The organism is Reichenbachiella sp. 5M10, from assembly GCF_002742335.1.
Classification (GTDB): domain Bacteria; phylum Bacteroidota; class Bacteroidia; order Cytophagales; family Cyclobacteriaceae; genus Reichenbachiella.
In genome coordinates this window covers 3,514,640-3,531,895 of record NZ_MDGR01000007.1, presented here as the reverse complement: position 1 = coordinate 3,531,895, position 17,256 = coordinate 3,514,640, and the positions used below count along the sequence as shown (strand labels likewise).

Annotated in this window: 26 protein-coding genes; all 26 read left to right on the top strand. The window is 40.9% G+C overall.

The genetic code is table 11. The features are described from left to right. Positions 1–27: 27 nt before the first annotated feature. Complete coding sequence (gene rpoC, locus BFP72_RS14125) at positions 28–4,341, top strand: DNA-directed RNA polymerase subunit beta' (RefSeq protein ID WP_099599751.1); 4,314 nt, start codon at positions 28–30, stop codon at positions 4,339–4,341. Beyond that, positions 4,334–4,669 (top strand): DUF3467 domain-containing protein, encoded by a 336-nt coding sequence (locus tag BFP72_RS14120; protein WP_099599750.1) that lies wholly within the window; start codon positions 4,334–4,336, stop codon positions 4,667–4,669. The genes rpoC and BFP72_RS14120 overlap by 8 nt, the downstream gene beginning before the upstream one ends. Before the next feature lie 213 nt (positions 4,670–4,882). Then, the gene (gene rpsL / locus BFP72_RS14115) at positions 4,883–5,263 is read left to right on the top strand and encodes a 30S ribosomal protein S12 (protein ID WP_073122854.1); all 381 of its coding nucleotides are present in this window, start codon (positions 4,883–4,885) and stop codon (positions 5,261–5,263) included. Positions 5,264–5,279: 16 nt separating this feature from the next. After that, positions 5,280–5,747: a 30S ribosomal protein S7 gene (gene rpsG / locus BFP72_RS14110; RefSeq protein ID WP_099599749.1), complete on the top strand. Its 468-nt coding sequence runs from the start codon at positions 5,280–5,282 to the stop codon at positions 5,745–5,747. Positions 5,748–5,759: 12 nt separating this feature from the next. Continuing rightward, positions 5,760–7,859: an elongation factor G gene (fusA, locus tag BFP72_RS14105; RefSeq protein ID WP_099599748.1), complete on the top strand. Its 2,100-nt coding sequence runs from the start codon at positions 5,760–5,762 to the stop codon at positions 7,857–7,859. A 20-nt stretch (positions 7,860–7,879) separates the two neighbouring features. Beyond that, a complete protein-coding gene (gene rpsJ, locus BFP72_RS14100) occupies positions 7,880–8,185 on the top strand; it encodes a 30S ribosomal protein S10 (RefSeq protein WP_089356797.1) in 306 nt (101 codons plus the stop codon). A gap of 181 nt (positions 8,186–8,366) precedes the next feature. Then, positions 8,367–8,999 (top strand): 50S ribosomal protein L3, encoded by a 633-nt coding sequence (gene rplC / locus BFP72_RS14095; RefSeq protein ID WP_099599747.1) that lies wholly within the window; start codon positions 8,367–8,369, stop codon positions 8,997–8,999. 2 nt (positions 9,000–9,001) lie between these two features. Further along, the gene (rplD, locus tag BFP72_RS14090; RefSeq protein WP_099599746.1) at positions 9,002–9,631 is read left to right on the top strand and encodes a 50S ribosomal protein L4; all 630 of its coding nucleotides are present in this window, start codon (positions 9,002–9,004) and stop codon (positions 9,629–9,631) included. A gap of 4 nt (positions 9,632–9,635) precedes the next feature. Then, a complete protein-coding gene (rplW, locus tag BFP72_RS14085; RefSeq protein ID WP_099599745.1) occupies positions 9,636–9,923 on the top strand; it encodes a 50S ribosomal protein L23 in 288 nt (95 codons plus the stop codon). An 11-nt stretch (positions 9,924–9,934) separates the two neighbouring features. After that, positions 9,935–10,756, top strand: a complete 822-nt coding sequence (gene rplB / locus BFP72_RS14080; RefSeq protein WP_099599744.1) for a 50S ribosomal protein L2 — start codon at positions 9,935–9,937, stop codon at positions 10,754–10,756. Between the two features lie 3 nt (positions 10,757–10,759). Continuing rightward, the gene (gene rpsS, locus BFP72_RS14075) at positions 10,760–11,035 is read left to right on the top strand and encodes a 30S ribosomal protein S19 (protein WP_099599743.1); all 276 of its coding nucleotides are present in this window, start codon (positions 10,760–10,762) and stop codon (positions 11,033–11,035) included. Between the two features lie 10 nt (positions 11,036–11,045). Continuing rightward, positions 11,046–11,435 (top strand): 50S ribosomal protein L22, encoded by a 390-nt coding sequence (gene rplV, locus BFP72_RS14070; RefSeq protein ID WP_099599742.1) that lies wholly within the window; start codon positions 11,046–11,048, stop codon positions 11,433–11,435. Continuing rightward, the gene (gene rpsC, locus BFP72_RS14065; protein ID WP_099599741.1) at positions 11,435–12,169 is read left to right on the top strand and encodes a 30S ribosomal protein S3; all 735 of its coding nucleotides are present in this window, start codon (positions 11,435–11,437) and stop codon (positions 12,167–12,169) included. The genes rplV and rpsC overlap by 1 nt, the downstream gene beginning before the upstream one ends. 44 nt (positions 12,170–12,213) lie before the next feature. Next, positions 12,214–12,633: a 50S ribosomal protein L16 gene (gene rplP, locus BFP72_RS14060; RefSeq protein ID WP_099599740.1), complete on the top strand. Its 420-nt coding sequence runs from the start codon at positions 12,214–12,216 to the stop codon at positions 12,631–12,633. A 31-nt stretch (positions 12,634–12,664) separates the two neighbouring features. Next, positions 12,665–12,862, top strand: a complete 198-nt coding sequence (rpmC, locus tag BFP72_RS14055; RefSeq protein WP_099599739.1) for a 50S ribosomal protein L29 — start codon at positions 12,665–12,667, stop codon at positions 12,860–12,862. Positions 12,863–12,869: 7 nt separating this feature from the next. Next, complete coding sequence (rpsQ, locus tag BFP72_RS14050; RefSeq protein WP_099599738.1) at positions 12,870–13,127, top strand: 30S ribosomal protein S17; 258 nt, start codon at positions 12,870–12,872, stop codon at positions 13,125–13,127. A gap of 2 nt (positions 13,128–13,129) precedes the next feature. Next, positions 13,130–13,498 (top strand): 50S ribosomal protein L14, encoded by a 369-nt coding sequence (gene rplN / locus BFP72_RS14045; RefSeq protein ID WP_099599737.1) that lies wholly within the window; start codon positions 13,130–13,132, stop codon positions 13,496–13,498. A 33-nt stretch (positions 13,499–13,531) separates the two neighbouring features. Then, a complete protein-coding gene (gene rplX, locus BFP72_RS14040) occupies positions 13,532–13,852 on the top strand; it encodes a 50S ribosomal protein L24 (RefSeq protein WP_099599736.1) in 321 nt (106 codons plus the stop codon). After that, positions 13,845–14,405, top strand: a complete 561-nt coding sequence (gene rplE / locus BFP72_RS14035) for a 50S ribosomal protein L5 (RefSeq protein WP_099599735.1) — start codon at positions 13,845–13,847, stop codon at positions 14,403–14,405. The genes rplX and rplE overlap by 8 nt, the downstream gene beginning before the upstream one ends. 1 nt (position 14,406) lies before the next feature. Beyond that, on the top strand, positions 14,407–14,676 hold the full coding sequence (gene rpsN, locus BFP72_RS14030; protein ID WP_099599734.1) for a 30S ribosomal protein S14: 270 nt from the start codon (positions 14,407–14,409) through the stop codon (positions 14,674–14,676). Positions 14,677–14,751: 75 nt separating this feature from the next. Continuing rightward, a complete protein-coding gene (gene rpsH, locus BFP72_RS14025) occupies positions 14,752–15,147 on the top strand; it encodes a 30S ribosomal protein S8 (protein WP_099599733.1) in 396 nt (131 codons plus the stop codon). 10 nt (positions 15,148–15,157) lie between these two features. Further along, positions 15,158–15,709: a 50S ribosomal protein L6 gene (gene rplF, locus BFP72_RS14020; RefSeq protein WP_099599732.1), complete on the top strand. Its 552-nt coding sequence runs from the start codon at positions 15,158–15,160 to the stop codon at positions 15,707–15,709. A gap of 9 nt (positions 15,710–15,718) precedes the next feature. Continuing rightward, on the top strand, positions 15,719–16,066 hold the full coding sequence (gene rplR / locus BFP72_RS14015; protein ID WP_099599731.1) for a 50S ribosomal protein L18: 348 nt from the start codon (positions 15,719–15,721) through the stop codon (positions 16,064–16,066). A 6-nt stretch (positions 16,067–16,072) separates the two neighbouring features. Further along, entirely contained in the window at positions 16,073–16,591 is a 519-nt protein-coding gene (gene rpsE / locus BFP72_RS14010) for a 30S ribosomal protein S5 (protein ID WP_099600798.1), read from the top strand. A 4-nt stretch (positions 16,592–16,595) separates the two neighbouring features. Continuing rightward, positions 16,596–16,775, top strand: a complete 180-nt coding sequence (gene rpmD / locus BFP72_RS14005; protein ID WP_221406524.1) for a 50S ribosomal protein L30 — start codon at positions 16,596–16,598, stop codon at positions 16,773–16,775. Between the two features lie 31 nt (positions 16,776–16,806). Next, positions 16,807–17,253, top strand: coding sequence for a 50S ribosomal protein L15 (rplO, locus tag BFP72_RS14000; protein ID WP_099599729.1), 447 nt, complete (start codon positions 16,807–16,809; stop codon positions 17,251–17,253). Positions 17,254–17,256 lie beyond the last annotated feature (3 nt).

Here is a 17,256-nt window from a genome sequence, read left to right as displayed (position 1 = left end):
GTATGGCCACTAACTATATATTGAATTATGGCATTCAGAAAAAGCAAAAAGCTAAGCAGTGACTTTTCGAGAGTAACAGTCAGTTTAGCTTCTCCCGAATCTATTCTGGAAAGCTCACATGGTGAGGTTACACAGCCGGAAACAATCAATTATAGAACATACAAGCCAGAGATGGGTGGTTTGTTCTGTGAGAGAATTTTTGGACCCGTGAAAGATTGGGAATGTCATTGCGGAAAATACAAGAGAATCAGATATAAGGGTATTATCTGTGATCGATGTGGCGTAGAAGTCACAGAGAAAAAAGTCAGAAGAGAGCGTATGGGACACATCGAGTTGGTCGTCCCTGTGGCCCATATCTGGTATTTCAAGTCATTGCCAAACAAGATTGGTTACTTGTTGGGGATACCTACTAAGAAATTGGATCAAATCATCTACTATGAGCGCTACTTGGTAATCCAGCCAGGACTCAAAGAAGAGGATGGTATCAACAGACATGATTTCTTGACAGAAGATGAGTATTTGGATATCTTGGACAAATTGCCACGAGAGAACCAAATGCTTGAGGATTCTGATCCGAATAAGTTCATCGCGAAAATGGGGGCTGAAGCATTGGAAATGTCTCTTTCAAGAATCGAATTGGACACCTTGTCTTACGATTTGAGACACCAAGCAGCGACTGACACTTCTCAGCAGAGAAAAGCGGAAGCTTTGAAGCGTCTAAAAGTGGTAGAAGCTTTCAGAGATGCCAAGACGAGAATCGAAAACAGACCTGAGTGGATGATCATCAAGATGGTCCCGGTGATTCCTCCTGAATTGCGCCCATTGGTGCCATTGGATGGTGGTAGATTCGCTACATCTGATTTGAATGATTTGTATAGACGAGTCATTATCAGAAACAATAGATTGAAGAGATTGATCGATATCAAAGCACCAGAAGTTATCCTCAGAAATGAGAAACGTATGCTTCAGGAAGCGGTTGATTCGCTATTTGATAATTCACGTAAAGTGAATGCCGTCCGTTCGGATGGAAACCGAGCATTGAAATCACTGAGTGATATGCTCAAAGGTAAGCAAGGACGTTTCCGTCAGAACCTGCTTGGTAAGCGTGTTGATTATTCAGGTCGTTCGGTAATTGTTGTAGGACCAGAATTGAAGATGCATGAATGTGGTCTTCCAAAAGGAATGGCAGCTGAGCTTTTCAAACCTTTTGTGATCAGAAAATTGATCGAAAGAGGTATCGTGAAGACGGTGAAGTCAGCAAAGAAAATTGTGGACAGAAAGGATCCTGTGATTTGGGATATTTTGGAAAATGTACTGAAAGGACATCCGGTCCTACTCAACCGTGCTCCTACGCTTCACAGATTGGGTATTCAGGCTTTCCAGCCGAAATTGATCGAAGGAAAGGCAATCCAACTTCATCCATTGGCATGTACTGCATTCAACGCCGATTTTGATGGAGACCAGATGGCTGTTCACGTACCGTTAGGACATGAAGCGATTTTGGAAGCTTCTTTGTTGATGTTGGCGTCACACAATATCTTGAACCCTGCCAACGGAGCGCCGATTACGGTTCCTTCTCAGGATATGGTTTTGGGATTGTACTATGTGACTAAGGGTAGAAGAACTACTAAGAAGGAAAAAGTACAAGGTGAAGGTATGACCTTCTATAGTGCGGAAGAGGTGATTATTGCGATCAATGAAGAGCGTCTATCCAAGCATGCATATATCAAAGTGAGAACGAAGGTCAGAAATGAGAAGGGTGAATTGGAAACCAAGATCATTGAAACCGTAGCGGGTAGAGTATTGTTCAACCAATTCGTGCCAGAAGAGGTGGGTTTTGTGGACGAGTTGCTTTCCAAGAAAAAGCTACAGCAGATTATTTCTCATGTATTTAAGATTACAGGAATGGCAAGGACTGCTCAGTTCTTGGATGATATCAAGCATCTCGGATTCCAATCTGCATACAAAGGAGGGTTGTCGATGGGACTAGGTGATATCAATATTCCTGAAGAGAAAGAAAGTCTTGTCGCTCAGGCCAAAGAGGAAGTGGATGCTGTATGGGCAAACTACCAAATGGGTCTGATTACAGACAACGAAAGATACAATCAAGTCATTGACATCTGGACACGAATCAACTCCATGTTGACAGGTACTTTGATGACTCAGCTTGAAGAAGAAGATCAAGGTTTTAACTCGATCTATATGATGATGCACTCTGGAGCAAGGGGATCGAGAGAGCAGATTCGTCAGCTAGGAGGAATGAGAGGATTGATGGCTAAACCACAAAAGAACCTTCAAGGTTCGGTGGGAGAGATTATCGAAAACCCTATTCTATCCAACTTTAAAGAAGGACTGGATGTAATCGAGTACTTTATCTCTACTCACGGTGCACGTAAAGGTCTTGCGGATACGGCATTGAAAACTGCAGATGCAGGTTACTTGACAAGACGTCTTGTTGATGTGGCGCAGGATGTGGTTGTCAACGAAGAGGATTGTGGCACCTTGAGAGGATTGGTGGTCTCAGCATTGAAGGATAATGAGGATATTGTAGAGCCTTTGTCTGAAAGAATTCTTGGTAGAGTTTCTGTTCATGATGTCTATGACCCGATCTCCAAAGAATTGTTGATTCCTGCTGGAATTGAGATTACTGAAGAGCTGGCAAATAAAGTAGATGAAACAGCTATCGAAGAAGTAGAGATCAGGTCGGTATTGACTTGTGAATCGAAAAAAGGCGTTTGTACCAATTGTTATGGTAGAAACTTGGCTTCAGGTCAGATGGCACAGAATGGCGATGCTGTCGGAGTGATTGCAGCACAGTCTATTGGTGAGCCAGGTACACAGTTGACTTTGAGAACATTCCACGTAGGGGGTACTGCTTCTAACATCGCTGTAGAGGCAACCATCAATGCGAAATTTGACGGTGTGATCGAGTTCGAAGAACTCAGATCAATCAAGACCACAAACGCAGAGGGTAAAGAAACCAACGTGGTAATGGCTAGAGCGGGTGAGATTAAAATCAACGACGCAGAAACAGGCAAGACTTTGATTAGTAATCACGTCCCTTATGGAGCATTCTTGAATGTCAAGAACAAGAAAAAAGTAAAAAAGGGAGATCAACTATGTAGTTGGGATCCGTACAATGCGGTAATTCTTTCTGAGTTTGATGGTAAGATCGATTTTGACTCTATTGAAGAGGGAATTACATACAAAGAAGAATCTGATGAGCAAACAGGTCACAGAGAGAAAGTAATCATTGACACGAAGGATAAGACCAAGAACCCGGCTATCGTTGTAATCAGTGGTGATGATGAAAAACTCTACAATATACCTGTAGGTGCTCACCTTTCTGTTGATATAGGAGATGAAATCAAAGGAGGTCAAATTTTGGCTAAGATTCCTCGATCGATGGGTAAGTCTAGAGATATTACGGGAGGTCTACCAAGAGTGACTGAGTTGTTTGAGGCGAGAAACCCATCCAACCCTGCAGTGGTTTCTGAGATTGACGGTGTAGTGACATACGGCGGTATCAAAAGAGGAAACAGAGAGATTTTCATTGAGTCGAAAGATGGAGTGAAAAAGAGGTACTTGGTATCACTATCGAAGCACATCTTGGTACAAGACAATGACTTTGTACGGGCAGGGTATGCGCTCTCGGATGGAGCAACTACCCCAGCGGATATTTTGTCTATCAAAGGACCTACTGCGGTACAAGAATACTTGGTGAATGAAATTCAAGAAGTATACAGATTGCAAGGGGTGAAAATCAACGATAAGCATATCGAAACCATTGTGCGACAAATGATGCAGAAAGTGATCATTTTGGACGCAGGTGACACGAGCTTCTTGCCAAACCAAATAGTAGACAAGATCAAGTTCATGGAAGAGAACGACTCGATTTTGGATATGAAAGTAGTTTCTGAGGCAGGTGATTCTCCAAATGTGAAACCAGGACAAATTTTAACTTCACGTCAGCTGAGAGATGAAAACTCTAGCTTGAGAAGAAAGGATTTGAAATTGGTAGAGGTAAGAAGTGCAGAACCTGCAGTTTCAAAGCCAACACTACAAGGTATCACGCAAGCATCTTTGGGTACTGAAAGCTTTATTTCGGCAGCATCCTTCCAGGAGACTACCAAAGTACTGAGTGAAGCATCTATTCGAGGCAAGAGAGATACCCTCCAAGGCTTGAAAGAAAACGTAATTGTAGGTCACTTGATCCCTGCTGGTACTGGGCAGAGAACTTTCCAAAAGTTGATCGTAGGGTCACAAGAGGAGTATGATTCTTTGGTCAGTTCGAAAGAGGAGTTTGCAAACAAGTCTAAAGAGTATCAGGAGAATGAATAAGGAAGATCAAAAGCAGGAAAAGAAAGTGCAAGGCAATCAGATCAATGTTGAATTGCCAGAGGAGATCGCTGAAGGAGTGTATGCCAATTTGGCAATGATCGCGCATTCGAATTCTGAATTTGTGGTAGACTTTATTCGGTTGATGCCTGGTGTGCCTAAGGCGAAAGTGAAAGCAAGAATTGTGATCACTCCTGAACATGCCAAAAGATTACATGCAGCATTGCATGACAATATTGTGAAATACGAACAGACTTTTGGTCCTATCAAACAGGTAGAAGACTCACCAAAGTTTCCCATGAATTTTGGGGGAGCAGTAGGAGAGGCCTAGTCAGTTGAAAATAAAATGATAAAAGGAGTCCTAAATGGGCTCCTTTTTTTTGGTCACAAGGCCAAAATGTAGGGAATGCATGTGAAATAATTGGTGAAAATTGCTGATAATCAATACATTTTTTTATTTCAATGTTTTAATTAGAGATGAATAGTCTCTATCTTTGCGTTCCCAAAAAATGAACGGTAGAGAATAATTTTAAAAGAAAGATAGATGCCTACTATACAACAATTAGTAAGAAAAGGTAGAAAAACATTGGTTTCTAAATCAAAGTCTCCGGCTTTGGACGCATGTCCTCAACGTCGTGGAGTTTGTACCAGAGTTTACACTACTACTCCAAAGAAGCCTAACTCGGCAATGAGAAAGGTCGCAAGGGTAAGATTGACGAATGGTAAAGAAGTGAACGCCTATATTCCAGGTGAGGGTCACAATCTACAAGAGCACTCGATTGTATTGATCAGAGGCGGTAGAGTAAAAGATTTACCGGGTGTGAGATACCATATCATTAGAGGAGCTCTCGATACGGCGGGCGTAAGCGGTCGTTTGCAGAGAAGATCTAAGTATGGTGCCAAAAGACCTAAGGATAAAAAGTAAAAACTGATAAAATAAGATGAGAAAATCGAAACCAAAGAAGAGATATATTCTTCCTGATCCGAAGTTCCAAGATACGTTAGTATCGAAGTTTGTGAACTATCTAATGGTGGACGGAAAGAAGAGTATTGCTTATTCGATCTTTTATGACGCGATAGCGATCATTGAAGAAAAAACAAGTGAGAATGGTCTTGAGACTTGGAAAAAAGCGCTTAACAACATTATGCCTTCTGTCGAGGTGAAAAGCAGAAGAGTAGGCGGTGCTACATTCCAGGTTCCAATTGAAGTAAGACCTTCCCGGAAAACTTCACTCGGAATCAAGTGGATGATTTCATACGCTCGATCAAGAGGCGAAAAAACAATGAAGGAGCGTTTGGCTGGTGAAATAATCGCAGCAGCCAAAGGCGAAGGTGCAGCTGTGAAGAAGAAAGATGATACGCACAGAATGGCCGACGCAAACAAAGCATTTTCACATTTTAGATTTTAATCAGAAGAAATAATGGCAAGAGATCTAAGATTGACTCGTAATATTGGTATCGCTGCGCACATTGATGCAGGTAAAACAACCACTACAGAGCGTATTCTATATTACACAGGCGTCAGCCACAAAATAGGTGAGGTGCACGATGGTGCAGCTACTATGGATTGGATGGAGCAGGAACAAGAAAGAGGTATTACTATTACTTCTGCTGCTACCACCGTTTTTTGGAATTATAAAGAGGAACAATATCATATCAACATCATTGATACTCCAGGTCACGTTGACTTCACAGTAGAAGTAAACAGATCTTTGAGGATTTTGGATGGGTTGGTTTTCTTGTTTAGTGCAGTGGATGGTGTAGAACCACAGTCTGAGACTAACTGGAGGCTAGCTGATAACTATAAAGTTGCTAGACTTGGGTTTGTCAATAAAATGGACAGATCTGGAGCGGACTTCTTGATGGTATGTAAGCAAGTGAAGGAAAGATTGGCTACCAAGGCCGTTCCATTCCAATTGCCTATCGGTGCTGAAGATGGTTTCCGCGGTGTGGTCGATCTCGTAGAGAGAAAGGCGATGGTCTGGAACGAAGAAGATAAAGGGATGACTTTCGATGAAATCGAAATCCCTGCTGATATGGTCGATGAGGTGGATCAGTACAGAGAGGAGCTTCTCGAGGCAGTCGCAGAATATGACGAAAGCCTTATGGAGAAGTACTTCGAGGATCCAAACTCGATCTCCAAAGAGGAAATCATTGCTGCTTCTAGAAAGGCAACTATTGACTTGGCGTTTGTGCCTATGTTCTGTGGATCTGCTTTCAAAAACAAAGGAGTACAGACTATGCTTGATTATGTGATGGAATTGCTTCCTTCACCAGTTGACAGAGAGGGTATCACAGGTACTAATCCAGATACGGAGGAGCCTACAACTAGGAAACCATCTGCTTCTGAGCCTTTTGCAGCGTTAGCTTTTAAAATCGCTACAGATCCATTCGTTGGTCGTTTGTGTTTTGCTAGAGCGTATTCAGGTACTTTGGATTCTGGATCTTATGTGTGGAACACTAGAACAGACAAGAAGGAAAGAATTTCTAGAATTTTCCAAATGCATGCAAACAAGCAAAATCAAATTGATCAGTTCCATGCTGGTGATATTGCTGCTGTAGTTGGATTTAAGGACATTAAGACTGGAGATACACTTTGTGATGAGAAGCATAAGATTGTACTTGAGTCTATGGATTTTCCAGAACCAGTAATTGGTTACGCTATTGAGCCTAAAACTCAAGCGGATGCTGATAAACTCGGTATGGCAATTGCCAAGCTTGTAGAAGAGGATCCTACCTTGGTAGTAGAGACAGATCATGATACAGGTCAGACGATTTTGAGAGGTATGGGTGAGCTTCACCTCGACATCATCATTGATCGTTTGAAGAGAGAGTTTAAGGTTGAAATCAACCAAGGAGCTCCTCAGGTGGCATACAAGGAAGCTATCCAGTCATTAGTAGATCACAAAGAAGTTTACAAGAAGCAATCAGGGGGTAAAGGTAAGTTTGCTGATATCGTATTTGAATTGTCTCCAGTAGATGAAGATTTTGACAAAGTGGGCTTGCAGTTTGACAACAAGATTGTTGGGGGAGTGATTCCAAAGGAATTTATTCCTTCAATTCAGAAAGGATTTGAATCTGCTATGCTCAATGGACCATTGGCTGGGTTCCCACTTGACTCGATGAAGGTGAAACTATATCACGGATCTTTCCATGATGTGGATTCGGATGCTCTCTCTTTTGAGATGGCAGCTAGGTTGGGATTCAAGGCAGCTGCTAAAAAAGCTAGCCCTGTATTGCTAGAGCCTATCATGGCTGTAGAAATAGTAACTCCTGATGAGTACACAGGATCTGTGACAGGTGATATGAACCGACGTAGAGGTATCATGAAGGGGATGGACGTAAAAGGAAATTCACAGGTGGTAAAAGCTGACGTTCCGTTGTCTGAGCTATTTGGGTATGTGACCGATTTGAGAACAATGACTTCAGGTAGAGCTACTGCTTCGTTGACATTCTCTCACTACGATCCAGTTCCAAAGAATATAGCAGATGAAGTGATTAAAAAAGAAAAAGGCGAATAGTCCGCTAAATAATTATTGATATGAATCAGAAAATTAGAATCAAACTAAAGTCTTACGATCATAACTTGGTTGACAAGTCATCTGAGAAAATCGTAAGAGCGGTGAAGACTACTGGCGCAGTAGTAAGCGGACCGATTCCACTTCCTACTGTTAAGGAAAAATTCACTGTATTGAAGTCACCACACGTCAACAAAAAGGCTAGAGAGCAATTTCAGCTTTGTACGTATAAGCGACTTGTAGATATCTACTCAAATAGTGCAAAAACTGTCGATGCTTTGATGAAGCTCGAGTTGCCTAGTGGTGTCGATGTAGAAATCAAGGTCTGATAATTCAGACTGGTAGATACTGAAAGAACCAGCATTCATTTGCTGGTTCTTTTTTTGTCGCTACGTGTAGCGAATATTTATGTTTAATTATTTGAGATAGAATAGTTTATTACTATCTTTGCAGTCCTTTTGCCAAAAAGAGTAAAGGGAAACAATAAGTTTATAGAAATTTAATACTGTAATGTCAGGTATAATAGGAAAAAAAATTGGGATGACTAGCATCTTTAGTGCCGATGGACGTAACGTCGCATGCACATTGATAGAAGCTGGTCCTTGCGTAGTGACGCAAGTAAAGAACGAAGACACTGACGGGTATACAGCTGTGCAATTGGGTTACGGAGAACGTAAGGAAAAGCGCACAACGAAAGCCTTGAAAGGTCACTTCGCAAAAGCGAAGACAACTCCTAAGCAACATTTGGTCGAGTTCAGAGACTTCCGTGTTGAGTTTGAAGGAGGAGTGGAACTTGGTCAAACACTAAGTGTTGCAGATATTTTCCAAGAGGAAGATTTTGTGGATGTAGTAGCTAACTCTAAAGGTAAAGGATTCCAAGGAGTAGTAAAGAGACACAACTTCGGTGGAGTAGGACAAGCGACTCACGGTCAGCACAACAGGTTGAGAGCACCTGGATCTGTCGGTGGAGCTTCTTATCCAGCAAGAGTATTCAAGGGGATGAGAATGGCTGGTCGTACAGGAAACGATCGTGTAAAGGTGACAAACTTACAGGTGATGAAAATCATACCTGAGAAGAACCTTATTTTGGTAAGTGGATCAATCCCTGGTCCTAAAAATGGTACAGTAATTCTAGAGAAATAGTCATGAAAGTATCCGTATTAACTAAATCAGGAGAAGATACCGGCAGAACGGTAGATTTGTCTAAGGATGTTTTTGGAATCGAGCCAAATGATCATGCTATCTATCTAGATGTAAAGCAGTATCTGGCGAACCAAAGACAAGGAACGCATAAATCGAAAGAGAGAGCGGAGATCGCAGGATCAACGAGAAAGATAAAGAAACAAAAAGGAACAGGTACCGCCAGAGCAGGTAGTATCAAGTCTCCGTTGTTTAGAGGAGGAGGAAGAGTATTTGGTCCTAAACCAAGAAACTACTCTATCGATCTCAACAAGAAGTTGAAGGTGTTGGCAAGAAAGTCAGCTTTGACTTATAAGGCTACAGAGAAGAGTATAGCTGTGTTGGAGGACTTCACATTTGAAGCGCCAAAAACTAAGGACTATGCAGCGTTGTTGAATAGCCTTTCTTTTACTGACAAGAAGACTTTGTTGGTATTAGCAGAAGACAATAAGAACGTCTTGTTGTCATCAAAGAACTTGAAAAAAGCACAAGTCACTACCGCAGCACAAATCAATACCTATGATTTGTTGAATGCAGACAACTTGATCTTGTTGGAAGGTTCAATTGAGAAGATTCAGAACTTATTAACGAAATAAGAAGATGAGTATATTAAAAAGACCCATAGTTACAGAAAAAGTTTCTGCTCTAAACGAAGGCGGACGATATGGCTTTGTCGTGGATAAGGATGCCAACAAAGTTGAGATCAAGAAAGCCGTAGAGAAAGCATACGGTGTGACTGTAGAAAGTGTAAACACAATGGTTTACCCTGGAAAAGCAAAAACAAAGTACACGAAATCAAAAGTCATTTCTGGAAGAACTGCTTCTTACAAAAAGGCGATTGTGCAAGTGGCTGAAGGAGATATAATTGATTTTTACGGAGGAGTATAAATAGTTAAAAAATGGCTGTAAGAAAATTAAAACCGATAACTCCGGGTACCAGATATAGGGTAGCACCTGTATTTGAGGAGATAACTAAATCTACTCCGGAAAAATCTTTGACCAAAGGAGTTCACCGCAATGGCGGTCGTAACGATAGTGGAAAAATGACCATTAGAAATGTAGGTGGTGGTCATAAGAGAAAATATAGAACTATTGATTTCAAAAGAGACAAGCATGGTATCCCAGCTGTAGTGAAATCTATAGAGTACGATCCGATGAGGACTGCTAGAATAGCTTTGCTTTTTTATGCAGATGGAGAAAAGAGATATATTATTGCTCCACACGGATTGAAAGTAGGACAGACTGTATTGTCTGGCTCGGGTGTTGCACCAGAAGTTGGAAATACACTTCCATTGTCTGATATTCCATTGGGAACGATCATTCACAATGTGGAGTTGAAACCAGGTAAAGGAGCATGTATCGCTCGTAGTGCAGGTAACTATGTGCAGTTGTTGGCAAGAGAAGGAAAGTATGCTACGGTAAAGCTTCCTTCAGGTGAAATGAGAATGATCCTTGTGGTTTGTTTGGCAACCATTGGAACTGTCTCAAATGGAGACCACATGAATGTGGTGCTCGGTAAGGCAGGACGTAACAGATGGTTGGGAAGAAGGTCTAGAGTAAGAGGTGTCGCAATGAACCCAGTTGATCACCCAATGGGCGGTGGTGAAGGTAAATCTTCGGGAGGTCACCCACGATCTAGAAATGGCATATTCGCCAAAGGTCAGAAGACTAGAACACCGAAGAAATATTCTAATAAATTCATCATTGGTAAAAACAAATAAGCAATGGGAAGATCATTAAAAAAAGGACCTTATATAGATTTTAGGTTGGAGAACAAGGTTGATACCATGAATGATTCAGGCAAGAAGGCTGTTATCAAGACATGGTCAAGAAGATCAATGATTTCTCCTGATTTTGTAGGCCACACGTTTGCTGTGCACAATGGAAACAAGTTTATTCCTGTATTTGTGACTGAAAACATGGTAGGACATAAGCTAGGTGAATTTGCACCGACTCGAAACTTCAGAGGTCACATCAATAAGAAGGATAAAAAGAGATAATTAGCGAACTATGGAAGCTGTAGCAAAATTAAAGAATGTACCAACTTCGCCTCGCAAAATGAGGGTAGTAGCTGATTTGGTAAGAGGCCAAAGAGTGAACAATGCCTTGAACATTTTGAAGTTCGAAGCAAAGCAAGGTGCTGGTAGAATAGAAAAATTATTACTTTCTGCGATTTCTAACTGGGAGATCAAAAATGAAGATGCAAAGCTTGAAGAAGCGGATCTTTATGTCAAAGAGATATTCGTAGATAGCGGCAGAATTTTGAAGCGTTTGAGACCTGCACCTCAGGGTAGAGCGCATAGAATCAGAAAGAGATCTAACCACGTGACTGTAGTGGTGGATAGCTATGCTGCATCAGAAGTAAAGGAAGGAAATAACACTGAAAATTCACAAAAGTAATGGGACAGAAAGTAAATCCTGTAGGACTTAGATTAGGAATCGTTAAAGGTTGGGACTCCAACTGGTATGGGGGAAAGACGTTTCCAGATAAATTGGTAGAAGATACCAAAATCAGAAACTATATCCAAGTACGTATTCCTAAAGGCGGAATTTCAAAAGTTGTTATTGAAAGAACGATCAAGAGAATTACTTTGACAATTCATACGGCTAGACCGGGAGTGGTGATTGGTAAAGGAGGATCTGAAGTAGATCGTATCAAGGAGGAGTTGAAAAAATTGACTGGCAAGGACCTTCAAATCAACATCTTCGAGATTAAGAGACCTGAGTTGGATGCTGTATTGGTAGGACAGTCTATTGCACAGCAATTGAAAGCTAGAATCTCTTTTAGAAGAGCAATGAAGCAAGCGATTGCAGCGACTATGAGAGTAGGAGCAGAAGGGATCAAAATCAAATGCTCGGGCCGATTGGGTGGAGCAGAGATGGCGAGATCTGAGCAGTACAAGGAGGGTAGAATTCCACTTCATACGTTGAGAGCTGATATTGATTATGCATTGTCAGAGGCGGACACTATCTATGGTAAAATCGGTATCAAGGTTTGGATATTCAAAGGCGAGGTATATGGAAAAAGAGACTTGTCTCCTAACATAGGCGCTGCGAACCAATCAGGAGGAAACCGAGGTGGTAATAGAGGTCCACGTCCAGGTGCAGGAGCTCCTAGAAGAAATAGAAAATAATTTTTTTGACTACTCCATTGAATTGGAATTAAAGAATTAAAGAAATGTTACAACCAAAAAGAACCAAGTTCAGAAAGAAACAGAAAGGCAGAATCAAGGGTATAGCCCAGAGAGGACATACGCTGGCTTTCGGTACTTTTGGTATCAAGTCTTTGGAGCCCGGATGGATTACCAGTAGACAAATAGAGGCTTCTAGGATTGCAATGACTAGAGCAATGAAAAGAGAAGGTCAGGTTTGGATTAGAATTTTTCCAGACAAGCCTATCACTAAGAAGCCTGCTGAAGTAAGGATGGGTAAAGGTAAAGGAGCTCCTGAGTATTGGGTAGCGACAATTAGACCAGGTACTATCTTGTTTGAAGCGGCTGGTGTGAGTCAAGAGACAGCCAAGGAGGCGTTGAGATTGGCTCAACAGAAGCTGCCGGTGAGAACGAAGTTTGTTGTTAGAAGAGATCATCAGGGATAAGGTTTAACCTCTCTGATTAAATAATAGAACTATGAAAAATTCTGAAATAAAAGGATTGTCATTGGAAGAGTTGAAATCTAAGGTTATTGCGGAGAAAGACGCTTTGGCTAAGTTGCAGTTTGCACATGCCATCACTCCAATAGAAAACCCTATGAGATTGAAAGACTCTAAGAAATTAGTAGCAAGGTTAAACACTGAAATCAGAGCTAAGGAATTGGCTCAACAATAAGTTCACGATGGAAACCAGAAATTTAAGAAAAGAACGTATCGGTAAAGTAGTCAGTAACAAGATGGATAAAACCATCACTGTACAAGTACTACGTAAGGTGAAGCACCCAATATACGGTAAGTTTATGAGTACAACGAAGAAATTCAGTGCTCATGATGAGAACAATGATTGCGGTGAAGGTGATACTGTAAAGATCATGGAGACGAGACCTTTGTCTAAGAACAAAAGGTGGAGATTAGTAGAAATAATAGAAAGAGCTAAATAACAATGGTACAACAAGAGTCAAGACTAAGTGTAGCGGATAACAGTGGTGCTAAAGAGGTACTTTGTATTCGCGTATTGGGAGGTACTGGTAAAAGGTATGCTTCTGTAGGAGACAAGATTGTTGTTACGGTTAAATCAGCAATTTCTTCTAGTAATCTCAAGAAAGGAACCGTATCTAAGGCAGTAGTCGTTAGAACGAAGAAGGAGATTCGTAGAAAGGACGGGTCTTATATTCGATTCGAGGACAATGCTGCAGTGCTTTTGGGTGGAAATGATGAGCCTAGAGGAACCAGGATTTTCGGGCCAGTGGCGAGAGAATTAAGAGAGAAGCAGTTTATGAAAATTGTTTCTTTAGCACCAGAAGTGCTTTAAGGATTGATATCTAATTATATTAAATATTAGACAATGAAATTTCACGTAAAAAAAGGGGACACTGTAAAAGTTCTATCTGGTAATTCTAAAGGAAAGACCGGTGCTATACTAGAGGTATTCCCAAGTAAGTATAGAGCGATCGTTGAGGGATTAAACATGGTGACTAAGCACACTAAGCCTTCAGCAGAGAATCCAGAAGGTGGCATCAAGAAAGTAGAAGCTTCTATTCATATCAGTAACTTGATGCTAGTAGACCCTGCAACAGGCGAAGCGACTAAAGTGGCTCGTAAAGCAGGAGATGATGGAAAATTGGTAAGAGTATCAAAAAAAACCGGGGAGGTAATCAATGGCTAATCCTAGATTAAGAACAAAATACAGCGAGGAAATTGTTCCTGCATTGAAAGAGAAATTTCAGTACAAGTCTGTAATGCAAGTGCCTAAGATTGAGAAAATTTCAATCAACAGAGGTATTGGTGATGCGGTGTCTGACAAGAAATTGGTAGACGCAGGTGTGGATGAGTTGTCTATGATTACTGGCCAGAAGGCTGTTCCTACTTTGTCTAAAAAGGCAATCTCTAACTTCAAATTGAGAGAGAACATGCCGATCGGTGCACGTGTGACATTGAGAGGAGACAAGATGTACGAATTCTTGGATAGATTGATGGCTGTTGCGCTTCCACGTGTAAGAGATTTTAAAGGAGTGAAGGATAAAGGCTTTGACGGAAGAGGTAACTATACCTTGGGAGTCAAAGAACAGATCATTTTCCCAGAGATCTCAATTGATAAGATCAATAGAATCGCAGGTATGGACATCACGTTTGTGACAACTGCCAATACGGATGAAGAAAGTTTTGAATTGTTGAAAGCGTTTGGAATGCCTTTCGCTGGAAAAAATAATAATAACTAAGATGGCAAGAGAATCAATAAAAGCTAGAGAGCGCAAAAGAGAAAAACTTGTTGCTAAGTATGCTGCCAAAAGAGCTGAGCTAAAAGCTGCTGGTGATTACGAAGGCTTGGACAAGTTGCCGAGAAACTCTTCAAAAGTAAGGTTGCATAACAGATGTAAGCTTACCGGTAGGCCTAAGGGTTACATGAGAAAGTTTGGAATATCTAGGGTGACATTCAGAGAAATGGCGTCTGCAGGAAAAATTCCAGGTGTAACGAAAGCTAGCTGGTAAAAGAGTTTTTAAAATATAAAATATTAACTAACTTTGCACCCCTGTTAAAAAAATAGGGGTTAAAAGTATACTGTAATGACAGATCCAATAGCAGATTATTTAACAAGATTGAGAAACGCTATCGCAGCGAATCATAGAATCGTAGAAATCCCTGCTTCTAATGTAAAGAAGGAGATTACTAAAGTATTGATGGACAAGGGGTTCATACGTAACTATAAGTTCGAAGATGATGGTGTTCAGGGGAAAATCAGAATTGCTTTGAAATACAATGCTGAATCCAAAGAATCGGCAATAGTACACCTCGAAAGAGTGTCTAAGCCTGGATTGAGAAAGTATGTGCAGTCTGACGCATTACCTAGAGTATTAAATGGACTTGGTATTGCAATTTTGTCAACTTCTAAAGGCGTTATTTCTGATAAAGAGGCCAAAGGTTACAATGTTGGCGGGGAAGTATTGTGTTACGTTTATTAATTAGATAAAGATGTCACGAGTAGGAAATAAGCCAATTGCATTGCCACAGGGAGTTGAAGTCAAAGTTGACGGCTCTACTATCAATGTCAAAGGGACAAAAGGTAATTTGGAACGTACGATTGATAGTGATTTTGATATCACACTGGAAGACGGTTCACTTACTGTAAAGAGACCAACTGACCAAAAAAGACATAAAGCGCTTCACGGGTTGTATAGATCTTTGATCAACAACATGGTGATAGGTGTGTCAGAAGGATACAAAAAGGAATTGGAATTAGTAGGGGTAGGATACAAGGCTGTGACTCAAGGACAAATACTTGAGATGAACTTGGGGTATTCTCACAATATTTTCATGGAAGTACCTACTGAAGTGAAAGTGAGTGCTGAGACTTTGAAAGGTAAGAACCCAATTGTAACATTGGAGTCTACTGATAAAGAATTGGTTGGAGAAGTAGCTGCTAAGATTAGATCACTTAGAAAAATCGAGCCTTACAAAGGTAAAGGTGTGCGTTTCGTGGGTGAGATCATTAGAAGAAAGGCTGGTAAAACTGCTGCTAAATAATAGATAGACATGGCAATTACTAAAGAGCAAAGAAGACTTAGAATAAGAAGAGGCATCCGTAACAAAGTGAGCGGGACTGCTGAACGCCCAAGATTATCAGTGTTTAAGAGCAACAAGGCGATTTACGCTCAGTTGATTGATGATGCGAATGGAAGTACTCTAGTAGCAAGTTCGTCTGCTGAATTGGGTTCTAGTACAGTGAACATTATCTCTTCTAAAGAAGTAGGTAAGAAATTGGCAGAAAAGGCAGCAGGAACTGGTATCAGTGCTGTAGTTTTTGATAGAGGAGGTTATCCTTACCATGGTAAAATCAAAGCTTTGGCTGAAGGTGCTAGAGAAGGAGGCCTTAAATTTTAATTGATTATGTCTAAGAATAACATAAGAGCAATAAAAGCAAGCGAGATCGAACTACAGGAGAAAGTAGTTGCCATCAAAAGAGTTGCGAAAGTAGTCAAAGGTGGTAGAAGATTTAGCTTCTCAGCGATCGTTGTAGTAGGTGATGGTAATGGAGTTGTAGGTTACGGTTTGGGTAAAGCCAACGAGGTGACTGATTCAATTACTAAAGGAATCGATGATGCGAAAAAGAATTTGGTTAGAGTACCTGTATTTAAAGGGACTGTTCCTCATGATGCTATCGGTAAGTTCGGGGGCGGCTTGGTTCTTTTGAAGCCAGCAGCTCAAGGTACTGGTGTAATTGCTGGTGGTGCAATGAGAGCTGTGTTGGAGAGTGCTGGAGTACATGATGTATTGGCTAAGTCCAAAGGTTCATCTAACCCGCATAACGTGGTGAAGGCTACCTTCGATGCGCTAAACAAAATGAGAGACCCTTATGCGGTTGCGCAACAAAGAGGTGTTGAATTGTCTAAGGTTTTTAACGGATAAAGAGATGTCTAAAGTAGTAATAACACAAGTTAGAAGTATCATTAAGCGACCAAATGATCAAAAGCTTACAATCAAAGCTTTGGGATTAGGGAAGATTAATAGATCCGTTGAAAAAGATTTGACTCCTCAGATCGAGGGGATGATCAAGAAGGTGGCACACTTGGTGTCAGTTGAGAATAAATAATTTTAGAACCTATTTCTGAAATCGTAAAGAGATGAAATTAAATACTTTAACACCGGCAGAAGGATCGACTAAATCCGACAAAAGAATCGGTAGAGGTCAAGGATCTGGAAGAGGGGGTACTTCTACTAGAGGTCATAAAGGAGCTAAGTCTAGATCTGGATATTCTAGAAAATTAGGTTTCGAGGGCGGTCAAATGCCGTTGTATAGAAGAGTTCCAAAGTTTGGTTTTAAATCTCCTAATAGAGTAGAAACTAAGCCTATTAATTTGGATACTCTACAAGAGTTGGCTGATAAGAAGAGTTTGTCTGCGATCACTATCGATGTTTTGATTGAAAATGGTCTTGCAGGTAAGAATGATATTGTAAAAGTTTTAGGTAGAGGGGAATTGAAAGCCAAGGTTGAAGTTTCTGCTCATTCTTTTTCTAAGTCTGCTATCGAGTTGATCGAGAAGGCAGGTGGAAAAGCAACGACGGTATAATAT

Bases quoted from the DNA above. Each gene is read 5' to 3' on its own strand.
- rpoC (WP_099599751.1), top strand. From the start codon at position 28: ATGGCATTCAGAAAAAGCAAAAAGCTAAGCAGTGACTTTTCGAGAGTA.
- BFP72_RS14120 (WP_099599750.1), top strand. From the start codon at position 4,334: ATGAATAAGGAAGATCAAAAGCAGGAAAAGAAAGTGCAAGGCAATCAG.
- rpsL (WP_073122854.1), top strand. From the start codon at position 4,883: ATGCCTACTATACAACAATTAGTAAGAAAAGGTAGAAAAACATTGGTT.
- rpsG (WP_099599749.1), top strand. From the start codon at position 5,280: ATGAGAAAATCGAAACCAAAGAAGAGATATATTCTTCCTGATCCGAAG.
- fusA (WP_099599748.1), top strand. From the start codon at position 5,760: ATGGCAAGAGATCTAAGATTGACTCGTAATATTGGTATCGCTGCGCAC.
- rpsJ (WP_089356797.1), top strand. From the start codon at position 7,880: ATGAATCAGAAAATTAGAATCAAACTAAAGTCTTACGATCATAACTTG.
- rplC (WP_099599747.1), top strand. From the start codon at position 8,367: ATGTCAGGTATAATAGGAAAAAAAATTGGGATGACTAGCATCTTTAGT.
- rplD (WP_099599746.1), top strand. From the start codon at position 9,002: ATGAAAGTATCCGTATTAACTAAATCAGGAGAAGATACCGGCAGAACG.
- rplW (WP_099599745.1), top strand. From the start codon at position 9,636: ATGAGTATATTAAAAAGACCCATAGTTACAGAAAAAGTTTCTGCTCTA.
- rplB (WP_099599744.1), top strand. From the start codon at position 9,935: ATGGCTGTAAGAAAATTAAAACCGATAACTCCGGGTACCAGATATAGG.
- rpsS (WP_099599743.1), top strand. From the start codon at position 10,760: ATGGGAAGATCATTAAAAAAAGGACCTTATATAGATTTTAGGTTGGAG.
- rplV (WP_099599742.1), top strand. From the start codon at position 11,046: ATGGAAGCTGTAGCAAAATTAAAGAATGTACCAACTTCGCCTCGCAAA.
- rpsC (WP_099599741.1), top strand. From the start codon at position 11,435: ATGGGACAGAAAGTAAATCCTGTAGGACTTAGATTAGGAATCGTTAAA.
- rplP (WP_099599740.1), top strand. From the start codon at position 12,214: ATGTTACAACCAAAAAGAACCAAGTTCAGAAAGAAACAGAAAGGCAGA.
- rpmC (WP_099599739.1), top strand. From the start codon at position 12,665: ATGAAAAATTCTGAAATAAAAGGATTGTCATTGGAAGAGTTGAAATCT.
- rpsQ (WP_099599738.1), top strand. From the start codon at position 12,870: ATGGAAACCAGAAATTTAAGAAAAGAACGTATCGGTAAAGTAGTCAGT.
- rplN (WP_099599737.1), top strand. From the start codon at position 13,130: ATGGTACAACAAGAGTCAAGACTAAGTGTAGCGGATAACAGTGGTGCT.
- rplX (WP_099599736.1), top strand. From the start codon at position 13,532: ATGAAATTTCACGTAAAAAAAGGGGACACTGTAAAAGTTCTATCTGGT.
- rplE (WP_099599735.1), top strand. From the start codon at position 13,845: ATGGCTAATCCTAGATTAAGAACAAAATACAGCGAGGAAATTGTTCCT.
- rpsN (WP_099599734.1), top strand. From the start codon at position 14,407: ATGGCAAGAGAATCAATAAAAGCTAGAGAGCGCAAAAGAGAAAAACTT.
- rpsH (WP_099599733.1), top strand. From the start codon at position 14,752: ATGACAGATCCAATAGCAGATTATTTAACAAGATTGAGAAACGCTATC.
- rplF (WP_099599732.1), top strand. From the start codon at position 15,158: ATGTCACGAGTAGGAAATAAGCCAATTGCATTGCCACAGGGAGTTGAA.
- rplR (WP_099599731.1), top strand. From the start codon at position 15,719: ATGGCAATTACTAAAGAGCAAAGAAGACTTAGAATAAGAAGAGGCATC.
- rpsE (WP_099600798.1), top strand. From the start codon at position 16,073: ATGTCTAAGAATAACATAAGAGCAATAAAAGCAAGCGAGATCGAACTA.
- rpmD (WP_221406524.1), top strand. From the start codon at position 16,596: ATGTCTAAAGTAGTAATAACACAAGTTAGAAGTATCATTAAGCGACCA.
- rplO (WP_099599729.1), top strand. From the start codon at position 16,807: ATGAAATTAAATACTTTAACACCGGCAGAAGGATCGACTAAATCCGAC.